Origin of the sequence: Stenotrophomonas sp. ZAC14D2_NAIMI4_7 (genome assembly GCF_003086675.1) — a bacterium.
Taxonomy (GTDB): domain Bacteria; phylum Pseudomonadota; class Gammaproteobacteria; order Xanthomonadales; family Xanthomonadaceae; genus Stenotrophomonas.
Genome location: NZ_CP025995.1, coordinates 270,242 through 281,950 on the forward strand (window position 1 = coordinate 270,242; position 11,709 = coordinate 281,950).

At 67.2% G+C, this 11,709-nt stretch carries 9 protein-coding genes; 6 read left to right on the forward strand and 3 right to left on the reverse strand.

The annotated features are described in order from the left end of the window. Positions 1-18: 18 nt before the first annotated feature. Both C1922_RS01175 and C1922_RS01180 read right to left on the reverse strand, forming a co-directional pair. Positions 19-1,629, reverse strand: coding sequence for a carboxyl transferase domain-containing protein (locus tag C1922_RS01175; protein ID WP_108748109.1), 1,611 nt, complete (start codon positions 1,627-1,629; stop codon positions 19-21). Between the two features lie 10 nt (positions 1,630-1,639). Continuing rightward, a complete protein-coding gene (locus C1922_RS01180; protein ID WP_108748110.1) occupies positions 1,640-2,803 on the reverse strand; it encodes an isovaleryl-CoA dehydrogenase in 1,164 nt (387 codons plus the stop codon). 158 nt (positions 2,804-2,961) lie between these two features. Here C1922_RS01180 and C1922_RS01185 point away from each other — a divergent pair, with 158 nt between their 5' ends. The 3 genes from C1922_RS01185 to C1922_RS01195 all read left to right on the forward strand — a co-directional run bounded on the left by C1922_RS01185 (position 2,962) and on the right by C1922_RS01195 (position 5,869). Continuing rightward, positions 2,962-3,576: a TetR/AcrR family transcriptional regulator gene (locus C1922_RS01185; protein WP_108748111.1), complete on the forward strand. Its 615-nt coding sequence runs from the start codon at positions 2,962-2,964 to the stop codon at positions 3,574-3,576. Positions 3,577-3,764: 188 nt separating this feature from the next. Continuing rightward, on the forward strand, positions 3,765-4,283 hold the full coding sequence (locus C1922_RS01190) for a c-type cytochrome (protein WP_108748112.1): 519 nt from the start codon (positions 3,765-3,767) through the stop codon (positions 4,281-4,283). A 140-nt stretch (positions 4,284-4,423) separates the two neighbouring features. Beyond that, positions 4,424-5,869 carry an ExeM/NucH family extracellular endonuclease gene (locus C1922_RS01195; protein WP_108748113.1) on the forward strand — a complete coding sequence of 482 codons (1,446 nt, stop codon included), beginning with the start codon at positions 4,424-4,426 and terminating at the stop codon, positions 5,867-5,869. 118 nt (positions 5,870-5,987) lie between these two features. Here the strand turns inward: C1922_RS01195 and C1922_RS01200 are convergent, their stop codons facing one another. Next, positions 5,988-6,845: a hypothetical protein gene (locus C1922_RS01200; protein ID WP_108748114.1), complete on the reverse strand. Its 858-nt coding sequence runs from the start codon at positions 6,843-6,845 to the stop codon at positions 5,988-5,990. A gap of 43 nt (positions 6,846-6,888) precedes the next feature. Between C1922_RS01200 and C1922_RS01205 the strand changes: the two genes are divergently transcribed. The 3 genes from C1922_RS01205 to C1922_RS01215 all read left to right on the forward strand — a co-directional run bounded on the left by C1922_RS01205 (position 6,889) and on the right by C1922_RS01215 (position 11,594). Next, the gene (locus C1922_RS01205) at positions 6,889-7,560 is read left to right on the forward strand and encodes a CocE/NonD family hydrolase (protein ID WP_108748115.1); all 672 of its coding nucleotides are present in this window, start codon (positions 6,889-6,891) and stop codon (positions 7,558-7,560) included. Then, on the forward strand, positions 7,557-8,657 hold the full coding sequence (zapE, locus tag C1922_RS01210; protein WP_108748116.1) for a cell division protein ZapE: 1,101 nt from the start codon (positions 7,557-7,559) through the stop codon (positions 8,655-8,657). Before C1922_RS01205 ends, zapE begins: the two co-directional genes overlap by 4 nt. Positions 8,658-9,209: 552 nt before the next feature. After that, positions 9,210-11,594, forward strand: a complete 2,385-nt coding sequence (locus C1922_RS01215; RefSeq protein WP_108748117.1) for a ribonucleoside-diphosphate reductase subunit alpha — start codon at positions 9,210-9,212, stop codon at positions 11,592-11,594. The last annotated feature ends 115 nt before the right edge of the window (positions 11,595-11,709 follow it).

The window sequence follows — 11,709 nt, forward strand, 5'->3', positions numbered from 1 at the left end:
GCTCGGTCATGGCATGGGTTACATGCGGAACACGCCGAAGCGCGTCTGCTGCGGGGCGGCGTTCAGGCTGGCCGACAGCGCCAGGGCCAGCACACGGCGGGTGTCGACCGGATCGATCACGCCGTCATCCCACAGGCGCGCACTGGCGTAGTAGGGGTGGCCCTGCTGTTCGAACTGGTCGCGGATCGGCGCCTTGAAGGCGTCTTCTTCCGCCGCCGGCCACTGCCCGCCCTTGGCTTCGATGCCATCGCGCTTGACCGTAGCCAGCACGCTGGCGGCCTGTTCGCCACCCATCACGCCGATGCGCGCGTTCGGCCACATCCACAGGAAGTTGGGCGAATAGGCGCGGCCGCACATGCCGTAGTTGCCGGCGCCGAACGAGCCGCCGATCACCACGGTGAACTTGGGCACCTTGGCGCAGGCCACGGCCATCACCAGCTTGGCGCCGTCCTTGGCGATGCCGCCCTGTTCGTACTTGCGGCCGACCATGAAGCCGGTGATGTTCTGCAGGAACACCAGCGGGATGTTGCGCTGGGTGCACAGTTCGATGAAGTGCGCGCCTTTCAGGGCCGATTCGGAGAACAGGATGCCGTTGTTGGCGATGATGCCGATCGGGTAGCCGTTCAGATGGGCAAAGCCGGTGACCAGGGTGGCGCCATAGCGCGGCTTGAACTCATCGAAACGCGAGCCGTCCACCAGCCGCGCGATCACTTCGCGCACGTCGTAGGGCTTGCGCGTGTCGGCGGGAATCACCCCATACAACTCATGCGCCGGCAGCAGCGGTTCTTCGGGCGCCTGCACGGCCATCGCCGGTTCCGGCTTGCGCCAGTTCAGCTGGGCGATGATCGCGCGCACCCGCGCCAGTGCCTGCAGGTCGTTGTCGGCCATGTGGTCGGCCACGCCGGAAATGCGCGTGTGCACATCGGCGCCGCCCAGCTCTTCGGCAGTTACCACTTCGCCGGTGGCGGCCTTCACCAGCGGCGGGCCGCCCAGGAAGATCGTGCCCTGTTCGCGCACGATCACCGTTTCATCGCTCATGGCCGGCACGTAGGCACCACCGGCGGTGCAGCTGCCCATCACGCAGGCGATCTGGGGAATGCCCTGCGCCGACAGGTTGGCCTGGTTGTAGAAGATGCGGCCGAAATGATCGCGGTCGGGGAACACCTCGTCCTGCAGGGGCAGGAAGGCGCCGCCCGAATCGACCAGGTAGATGCACGGCAGGCGGTTCTGCTCGGCCACTTCCTGCGCGCGCAGGTGCTTCTTCACCGTGACTGGGTAGTAGGTGCCGCCCTTCACCGTGGCGTCGTTGGCCACGATCACGCACTCCACGCCGCTCACCCGGCCGATGCCGGCCACCACGCCAGCCGCAGGTACGGCATCGTCATACATGCCGTGCGCGGCCAGCGGCGCGATTTCCAAAAAGGCGCTGCCCGGGTCGAGCAGGGCATCGATGCGGTCACGCACCAGCAGCTTGCCGCGCGCGGTGTGCTTGGCACGCGCGGCTTCGTTGCCGCCCAGCGCGGTGCGCGCCAGGGTCGCGTGCAGGTCATCAACCACGGCCTGCATCGCTGCGCGGTTGCTTTCAAACGTGTCGCTGCCCGGTTGCAGCTGGGTGTTCAGTACGGTCATCGCGGTGGCCTTACAGGGTGCGCTGGAACAGTTCGCGGCCGATCAGCATGCGGCGGATTTCGGAGGTGCCGGCGCCGATTTCATACAGCTTGGCGTCGCGCCACAGGCGGCCGGTCGGGTATTCGTTGATGTAGCCGTTGCCGCCCAGGATCTGGATCGCCTGGCCGGTCAGCCAGGTGGCCTTTTCGGCGGCATAGAGGATGGCGCCGGCGGCGTCCTGGCGGGTGGTGCGGCCCTGGTCGCAGGCGCGTGCCACGGCGTAGACGTAGGCGCGGCAGGCGCCCAGGCCCACGTACATGTCGGCGATCTTGGCCTGGATCAGCTGGAAGCTGCCGATCGCCTCGCCGAACTGGTGGCGTTCGTGCACGTAGGGCATCACCACGTCCATGGCCGCCGCCATCAGGCCCAGCGGGCCGCCGGAAAGCACCACACGCTCGTAATCCAGGCCGGACATCAGCACGCGCACGCCGCCGCCGACGGCACCCAGCACGTTTTCTTCCGGCACTTCGCAATCCTGGAACACCAGTTCACAGGTGGGCGAGGAGCGCATGCCCAGCTTGTCCAGCTTCTGCGCGGTGGAAAAGCCCTTCATGCCCTTTTCCACCAGGAAGGCGGTGATGCCCTTGGCGCCGGCGTCCATGTCGGTCTTGGCGTAGACCACCAGCACGTCGGCGTCGGGGCCGTTGGTGATCCACATCTTGTTGCCATTCAGTATGTAGCGGTCGCCGCGCTTGTCCGCGCGCAGCTTCATCGACACCACGTCCGAACCGGCGCCCGGTTCGCTCATCGCCAGCGCACCCACCTTGGCGCCGCTGCACAGGTCGGGCAGGAAGCGCTGCTTCTGTTCCTCGCTGCCGTTCTTGCGCAGCTGGTTCACGCACAGGTTGGAGTGCGCGCCGTAGGACAGGCCGATGCCACCCGAAGCGCGCGAGATCTCTTCCATCGCCACCACGTGGGCCAGATAGCCCATGCCGGTGCCGCCGTATTCTTCTTCCACGGTCAGGCCGAGCAGGCCCTGTTCGCCCAGCTTCGGCCACAGCGCCAGCGGGAACTGGTTGCTGGCATCGGCCTCGGCAGCGAGCGGAGCGACCTCAGCGGCGGCAAAATGGGCCACGCTCTGGCGCAGCAGGTCGATCTCTTCGCCAAGATCGAAGTTCAGGGATGGCACGTGCATTGCGGTGGCTCCACGAGGGAAGGTGGGGAATGGACGCACCCGTGAAGGGGGAGCGGGGCCTGTTGAAGGCAGGCCCCGCACGGGCGATTCGGGCCCAGCGTAGCGGGGTTCGATGAAGAAGTGAATACAAATTCAAAAATTGAAAATAGAATCAGAACATGGCCTACAAACGCTCTGCATTAATGGAAGAACGCCTGGCCGGGGCCCGTGAACGGATCCTGCTGGCCACCCGTGCGCTGGTGGCCGCTGGCGGCTGGCGCAATGCCCCGGTGACTGCCGTGGCCACCCAGGCCGGCATGTCCACCGGGCTGATCTACCGGCATTTCCCGTCCAAGGCCGATCTGTTCGTGGAAGTGCTGAACGCGGCCGTGGCCCACGAAGTGGCGATCATGGAGCGCATTGCCGCCGAGCCGGGGCCGGTGGGCGAGCGCCTGCGCCTGGCCATCACCGCCTTCGTGCGCCGCGCCTTGGCCGGGCCGGGGCTGGCCCATGCCTTCATCGTCGAGCCGGTGGACCCGGACGTGGAAGCCGAGCGCATGCGCGGGCGTCGCGCCTTCGGTGATGTGTTCCTGCGCCTGCTGGAAGAAGGCGTGGCCAGCGGCGAACTGCCGGCGCAGGACACCCATGCCGCCGCCGCGTGCCTGGTGGGGGCGTTCACCGAAGCGATGGTCGGCCCCACCGCGCCCAGCCGCGAAGCACACCGCGACGAAGACGCGCTGGTGGACGCGATCTGCAGCTTCTGCCTGCGCGCCGTCGGCGCCCGCCTTCTGTAGAGTCGAGCCATGCTCGACTGCTTCTGTTCGCCGGGCATGGCCCGGCGCCACCCGCATGCGGCCACGGCCGCATGCTGCGCCGCACCAGCACGGGCGCCTGTTGTCGCGCGCAAAGCGCGTTCTATACTCGCCCCTACACGCAGTCGCTCAGCCGTGGTCCCACGACTACCAGCCAGGGGTAACGAAGAGTGCGGAATTACGATCTGGAGTTCCTGAAACGCTTTTCCATGGTGATCGCCCTGTTGGCCGCCATCACCCTTGGCCTGATCCTGCTGGCCGCATACATCCACACGCGTATTCCGCCTGAAGTGTCGCCCACGGCGGCCAAACGCACCGAGCAGCGCATTGCGCCCACCGGCGCGGTGTATGCCGGCAGCACCGGCGCCGCCGCGCAGGCCGCGGCCAAGGCGGCCGCACTGGCCAAGGCCGCTTCGCAGGTTGCCTACGGCGGCACCAAGGACGGCAAGGTCATCTTCGACAACCTCTGCACCGCCTGCCACACCACCGGCGTCGGCCAGGCGCCCACGCTTGACCACGCGCACTGGGACCAGCGCCTGGCGCAGGGCAAGGACACCCTCTACAAGCACGCCATCGAGGGCTACACCGGCCCGGATGGCGGGATCATGCCGCCCAAGGGCGGCAACCCGGCGCTCACCGAAGAGCAGATCCACGCCACCGTGGACTGGATGCTGGGCAACCTGAAGTAGCGTCGACTGTCAGCCGACCCTCGCGCAGCACGGGCTTTGCCGGCGGCGGCTTTGCCGGCCAAGGCCAAAACCGCCCGCGTCGCGGGGGTTTCGCATTTCAGGGTTAGTCTGTGCGCCTCAATTCATGGAGTCGTGAGTCGATGCGCCGCCGTTCCCTCGCCCTTGCTCTGTCCCTGTTGCTGCCGGCCGCTGCGTTCGCCCAGGCCCAGCCGCAGGCCACGCCGGCCCCGGCCACCAGCCCGGCCCCGCGCAGCAGCGCCACCGTGGTGCTTACCGCGGCCCCGGCCGACTGGCGCACCCTGCAGGGCCAGCACGTGCGCATCGCCGCGCCGCTCACCCTGGCCGGCACCGACGGCCTGGAACGCTTCGGCGAGCTGACCGTGGCCTTCGACGGCCGCCTGTGGCAGCCCAGCGAAGTGGCCGCCCCGGGTACTGCCGGCAGTGAGCAGGTGATGGCCGACAACCAGCGCCGCCGTCTGCTGCTGGACGACGGCAGCGACGCCCGCGACCCCGGCAGCGTGGCCTACCTGCCGGGCAACCCGGTGCTGCGCACCGGCATGCAGCTGCGCAACGTGGAAGGCACCGTGCGCGTGGACGCGCAGGGCCGTGCCCGCCTGCAGGTGGACGGCGCCTTGCAGCTGCCGGAACTGCAGCGCCCGGCCGTGCCGAAGGTGCCTGGCAGCCTGCAGATCGCGGCGTTCAATCTGGAAAACTTCTTCAACGGCGACGGCCAGGGTGGCGGCTTCCCGACCCTGCGCGGCGCGCGCACGCTGGACGAACACAAGGCACAGGTGGCCAAGCTGGTAGCCACCATCAGCGCCCTGGACACCGATATCGCCGCGCTGATGGAACTGGAAAACGACGGCTACGGTCCGCAGTCGGCCATCGCCGAGCTGGTGGGCGCGCTCAACGTCGGCCTCCCGGCCGCGCAGCACTGGGCGTTTGTTGACGCCGGCGAAGGCCCGGGCACCAATCCGATCCGGGTCGGCATCATCTACAAGCGCGGCGCGTTCAAGCCGCTGGGCAAGCCGCTGACCAAGCTCGACGGCCCGTTCGCCGAGCACAGCCGTGCGCCGCTGGCGCAGGCGTTCCAGGGCAAGGGCGCACCGTTCATGGTGGTGGCCAACCACTTCAAGTCGAAAGGCTGCCGCGACGCCAGCGGTGCCGATGCCGACCAGAACGACGGGCAGGGTTGCTGGAATGCCACGCGCGTGGAATCGGCGCGCCAGCTCAACCAGTGGGTGAAGGCCGAAGCCGCGCGCCTGAAGGTGAAGGACATCGTGCTGCTGGGCGACTTCAATGCCTACGCGATGGAAGACCCGATCCGCAGCCTGCACGACCTGGGCTGGCAGGATGCATTCAAGGTGGCCAAGGTCGAGCACCCCTACAGCTACGTCTACAACGGCTACAGCGGCCGCCTTGACCACGCGCTGCTGAGCGCCAGCATGGCCCAGCGCCTGGCCGGTGCCGCCGAATGGCACAGCAATGCCGACGAACAGGACGCCAGCGGCTACCAAGGCCGCAACGTGCAGGGCCCGTGGCGCAGTTCCGACCACGACCCGCTGCTGCTGGGTTTCGATAAATAAGATAGCGCCGGGCCACGCCCGGCGGCTTTCTGTAGAGTCGAGCCATGCTCGACTGCTTTGCGGAGACGCCGGGGTCAGAGCCCATTCCGTTGGAATGGGATCTGACCCCGGTCATGCCTCACCCCCAGGCGATCAAGCCGATTGCCAGCACCGCCAGCGCCAGGCCGGCGCGGTTCCACTTGGTGGTGGCCTCGCCGAAGGCGAACACACCCACCAGCGCGCCCAGCACCACCACGCCGATGTTCATGCCGGCGAACACGGTGGCCGGATTGTCCGGCATCGACTGGTGCGCGTGCACATAGAAAAGAATGTTGCCGCCGTTGAGCAGGCCCAGCAGCGCGCCGGCGCCAAGGTTGCGCCAGGCCAGCCGGCTGCGCCCGCTGAAGTGCCGCCACAGCTGCAGCGCCAGCATCAGCACGAAGGCCACGCTGAAACTGGCCAGCACCGCCGCCATCGACGGCGTACCGGACAGCGCCACCTGCTTCAGCAGCACGTCCACCACCGCAAATCCGCCCCACACGCCCAGCAGCCAGCCCCAGCCACCTGGCGAGGCCGCCACTGCCGGCCCACGCGGGCGCAGGCTGATGGCCACCATCGCCAGCACGCCCAGACCCAGCCCGGCCAGCTTCCACGGCGTGGCGGTCTGGCCGAAGAACAGGAAGGCCGCGGCAAGCGACAGCAGCAGCGACAGGCGCTGGGCCACATCGCTGCGCACGATGCCGGCCACCGCCACCGCGCGGCCCAGCACCAGGAAGATCGAGGGCAGCACCACCGCCAGCGCCAGCAATGCCAGCCACGGCGCATGCGGCGCGCGCAGCGCATCCAGCGGCGGCTGCAGCACCACGGCAGTCAGGGTGGCGGCGACCAGGTAGTTCCAGGTCACCATCTGCGGCACGTCCAGCGCGTGGCGGTTGGCCAGCTTCAACAACACCGAAACCAGCACACTGCAGATCACGGCCAGGGACAGGTAGAGCATGGGGCGGGCACAGGGCAGGGGCGGGGGACGGTATCATGGTGCCATGCACAAGCCCTCGTTCCCCGTTGCTCCCGGCGAAACCGCCTGTCTTGAACTGGACGGCCCGGCCGGTCCGCTGGAAGTGGTGGTCGACCTGCCCAAGGCCGACGTGCCGGCGCAGCCGATCGTGGCCATCGTCTGCCATCCGCTGTCCACCGAAGGCGGCACCCTGCACAACAAGGTGGTCACCATGACCGCCACCACCCTGCGCGAGCTCGGCATCGCCACGGTGCGCTTCAACTTCCGCAGCGTGGGCGGTTCGGCCGGCGACTTCGACCATGGCAACGGCGAACAGGACGACCTGAAGGCCGTTGCTGCCTGGGTGCGCAGCCAGCGCCCACAGGACCGCCTGTGGCTGGCCGGCTTCAGCTTCGGGTCGTTCGTTTCGCTGAAGGCGGCAGGCGAATTGCAGCCGGAGGCGCTGATCTCGATCGCACCGCCGGCCGGTCGCTGGGATTTCAGCGGCGTGCAGCCGCCGGCCCGCTGGCTGGTCATCCAGGGCGAGCAGGACGAGATCGTCGACCCGCAGGCCGTCTACCAGTGGCTGGAGACGCTCGAATTCCCGCATGAGCTGGTGCGCATGCCCGAAACCAGCCACTTCTTCCACCGCAAGCTGATCGACCTGCGCGGCGCGCTGACCCACGGCGTCAAGCACTGGCTGGGCGCGGCGGCATGAGCGAGCAGGCGTTGACCCCGTCGCAGCGGTACGCGGCCGGGGTTGCCAGCGGCGACTGGCAGGACGACCCGGCCCAGCACGCGGCCCTGGCCGAGCTGGACCGGATCCACCTGGGGCTGGTGGACAGCGCCGAAGACGGCTGGCTGGACCGCCTGTCTTCGTTCTGGAAGAAGCCCGAGCCGGTCAAGGGCCTGTATTTCTGGGGCGGCGTGGGGCGCGGCAAGACCTTCCTGGTGGACCTGTTCTACGACGGCCTGCCGATCAAGCAGAAGTACCGCACCCACTTCCACCGTTTCATGCGCAGCGTGCACGAGCGCCTGCGCGAGCACCAGGGGCAGAGCGACCCGCTGGCGAAGATCGCCCAGGAGTGGCGCAGCAACCTGCGCGTGCTGGTGCTGGACGAGTTCTTCGTCACCGACATCGGCGATGCCATGCTGCTGGCGCGGCTGCTGGAGCGCCTGTTCGCCGAGGGCGTGACCCTGGTCACCACCTCCAACACGGCGGTGGAGAACCTGTACCTCAACGGCCTGCAGCGCGAGAGCTTCATGCCGGCCATCGGCCTGCTGCAGCGCTTCTGCGTGGAACTGTATGCCGAAGGCACCGAGGACTACCGCATGCGCGCGCTGACCCGTTCGCCGGTGTACCGCGCGCCGCTGGCCGCCGACAGCGATGGCTGGCTGGCCAGCCGCTGGGGCGAACTGAGTGGCGGGCAGGCGGCCAAGGCCGGCAACATCGAGATCGAGGGCCGCAAGATTCCGGTGCGGGGCCGCGGCAAGAGCATTGCCTGGTTCGATTTCGCCGCCCTGTGCGAAGGCCCGCGCGGCCCGTCCGATTACATCGAGATCGCGCACGAGTTCAACACCGTGCTGCTGGGCGGCATTCCCGCCTTCGACCGCCTGAACGAAGATGCCGCGCGCCGCTTCGTGAACCTGATCGACGAGCTGTACGACCGTCACGTCAACCTGGTCTGCACGGCAAGCACCTCGCCGGTGGAACTGTATGCCGGCGAGCGCCTGCAGGGCGCCTTCGAGCGCACCGCCTCGCGCCTGATTGAAATGCAGAGCGCCGAGTACCTGGGTACCCCTCACCGGGCGTGAGCGCTTCTGCTGCCCGGCATCCGCTTTCGTAGCGTCGAGCTTGCTCGACTGCTTTTGGCACCGCGCGGAAAGCAGTCGAGCGAGCTCGACTCTACCGGTACGGCGGCCCCATACCGGCTTGCCCACCACCTATCCACAGGGTTGTCCCTAGCCAGCTTCATCACTGTCATGTGAAGCTGTCATTGTTCCGTTTCCGCAGCACGTTGTACCGCGCTTGTGACGCCTTTCGGTCTTGACTGCGCAGCCGGTTCCAGCAGGTCTGAAGCGTCCAAACGCGCCGCCGATGGCATGATCCTTGCGCCGCAAGGGATTACCAGATTTCACTACATTTGGCGTTGACGGCCCCCTCTACCCCCACTATCTTGTGGCCGTCGGTCGCAGCGACCCCAAGTGCCGGGGTCCCCGGCAGTACCGTTCCGCGACCGTCACCGGCAGTGGCAGGCGCAGGGTCTCAATCCCTGCGACGCCCTCCTGCCACTCTGGGGCGTCAGGTCCCAGGTCGCGTCACCCGATGCATCGAGCACCCCCAATCACGCCAAGAGGACACACGCCGTGACCACCGAATCCAGCGCCACCATCGAAAAGGAAAGCGAATTCCTGTTGACGTCGCCGCCGACGGCCAACGCGATGAGCGTGACCAAGCGCAACGGCACGACCGAGCTGGTGGATCTGAACAAGATCGTGCGCGCGGTGCAGCGTTCCTCCGAAGGCCTGCACGCCGTCGATCCGATGCGCGTGGCCACCCGTACCATCTCCGGCCTGTACAACGGCGCCACCACCCGCGAGCTGGACGAACTGTCCATCCGCACCGCCGCCCTGCTGATCGGTGAAGAGCCCGAGTACGGCCGCCTTGCGGCGCGCCTGCTGGCCAACTACATCGCCAAGGAAGTGTCGGGCCAGGAAATCTACGCCTTCTCGCAGTCGGTCAGCCGTGGCCACGAAGTCGGCCTGATCAACGACCGCCTGCTGAACTTCGTGCAGACCAACGCACGCAAGCTCAACGATGCCATCGACATCTCGCTGGACCTGAACTTCGATTACTTCGGCCTGCGTACCCTGTACGACCGCTACCTGCTGCGCCACCCGCACACCCGCAAGGTGATCGAGACCCCGCAGCAGTTCTTCCTGCGCATCGCCAGCGCGCTGAGCGAGGACGTGTCCGAGACCCTGGCGCTGTACAAGCGCATGGGCAACCTGGACTACCTGCCGTCCAGCCCGACCCTGTTCAATTCCGGCACCACCCACGAGCAGCTGTCCTCGTGCTTCCTGCTGGATTCGCCGCAGGATTCGCTGGAATCGATCTATTCCAAGTACGGCGACATCGCCCAGCTGTCGAAGTTCTCCGGCGGCATCGGCGTCAGCTACACCCGCGTGCGTTCGCGTGGTTCGCTCATCAAGTCCACCAACGGCCATTCCAACGGCATCGTGCCGTGGCTGAAGACCATGGATTCGTCCGTGGCCGCGGTGAACCAGGGCGGCAAGCGCAAGGGCGCGGCCTGCGTCTACCTGGAAACCTGGCATGCCGACATCGAGGACTTCCTCGAGCTGCGTGACAACACCGGTGACGAAGCCCGTCGTACCCACAACCTGAACCTGGCCAACTGGGTACCGGACCTGTTCATGAAGCGCGTCGAGGCCGACCAGGAATGGTCGCTGTTCGATCCGCGCGTCGTGCCGGAGTTCACCGACCTGTTCGGCGAAGCCTTCGAAGCCGCTTACCTGCAGGCCGAAGCCCAGGGCAAGGCCAACCGCACCATCTCCGCCCGCAAGCTGTACGCACGCATGATGCGTACGCTGGCCGAGACCGGTAACGGCTGGATGACCTTCAAGGACAAGTGCAACCGCGCCAGCAACCAGACCCTGCGTCCGGGCAACGTGATCCACCTGTCCAACCTGTGCACGGAAATCCTGGAAGTCACGTCCAACGATGAAACCGCAGTGTGCAACCTGGGTTCGATCAACCTGGGCAACCACTTCGACGAGCACAACGACTTCGACTTCGAGAAGCTGGCCGAGACCGTGCGCCTGGCCGTGCGCCAGCTCGACCGCGTCATCGACCTGAACTTCTACCCGATCGAAACCGCCCGCCGCGCCAACCTGCGCTGGCGTCCGGTCGGCCTGGGCTGCATGGGCCTGCAGGACGTGTTCTTCCGCAAGCGCCTGCCGTTCGACAGCGCCGAAGCCCGCGCCCTGTCGAAGAAGATCGCCGAAACGATCTACTTCCACGCCCTGGAAACCTCTTCGGAGCTGGCCCAGGAACGCGGCAAGCACCCGTCGTTCAACGACACCCGTGCCGCCAGCGGCGAACTGCAGTTCGACGCCTGGAACGTGGTGCCGGAAGACACCGCACGCTGGGATGCCCTGCGCGCCCGCATCAAGGAACACGGCCTGCGCAACTCGCTGATGATCGCGATTGCCCCGACCGCGACCATCGCCTCGATCGCCGGTTGCTACGAATGCGTCGAACCGCAGGTGTCCAACCTGTTCAAGCGCGAGACCCTGTCCGGTGACTTCCTGCAGGTCAACCGCTACCTGGTGAACGAGCTGAAGAAGCTGGGCCTGTGGACCGCCGATATGCGCGATGCCATCAAGCTGGCCGAAGGTTCCATCGCCGGCGTGGCGCAGATCCCGGAAGCCCTGCGCGAGGTCTACCGCACCGCGTGGGAACTGCCGATGCGTTCGCTGATCGACATGGCCGCCGAGCGTGGCGCCTTCATCGACCAGTCGGCCTCGCTCAACCTGTTCATGGAAAGCCCGAACATCGGCGCGATGTCTTCCATGTACATGTACGCCTGGAAGCAGGGCATCAAGACCACCTACTACCTGCGTTCGCGTCCGGCCACCAAGATCGCCAAGACCACGGTCAGCACGTACACCCCGACCGAAGCGGTGGCCTGCTCGCTGGAAAACCCGGAAGCCTGCGAGGCGTGCCAGTAAAACGCGCTGTGCCGGCCCCGCCGGCACCTCGCACCTGTAGAGCCGAGCCATGCTCGGCTGCGAAAAAACACCCACGGTAGCGCCGGGCCATGCCCGGCGGCTCACCCAGGAATTC

What these genes read in the sequence shown, in the direction of transcription:
- C1922_RS01175 (WP_108748109.1), bottom strand. Translation starts at nt 1,629, where the DNA reads ATGACCGTACTGAACACCCAGCTGCAACCGGGCAGCGACACGTTTGAA.
- C1922_RS01180 (WP_108748110.1), bottom strand. Translation starts at nt 2,803, where the DNA reads ATGCACGTGCCATCCCTGAACTTCGATCTTGGCGAAGAGATCGACCTG.
- C1922_RS01185 (WP_108748111.1), top strand. Translation starts at nt 2,962, where the DNA reads ATGGCCTACAAACGCTCTGCATTAATGGAAGAACGCCTGGCCGGGGCC.
- C1922_RS01195 (WP_108748113.1), top strand. Translation starts at nt 4,424, where the DNA reads ATGCGCCGCCGTTCCCTCGCCCTTGCTCTGTCCCTGTTGCTGCCGGCC.
- C1922_RS01200 (WP_108748114.1), bottom strand. Translation starts at nt 6,845, where the DNA reads ATGCTCTACCTGTCCCTGGCCGTGATCTGCAGTGTGCTGGTTTCGGTG.
- C1922_RS01205 (WP_108748115.1), top strand. Translation starts at nt 6,889, where the DNA reads ATGCACAAGCCCTCGTTCCCCGTTGCTCCCGGCGAAACCGCCTGTCTT.
- zapE (WP_108748116.1), top strand. Translation starts at nt 7,557, where the DNA reads ATGAGCGAGCAGGCGTTGACCCCGTCGCAGCGGTACGCGGCCGGGGTT.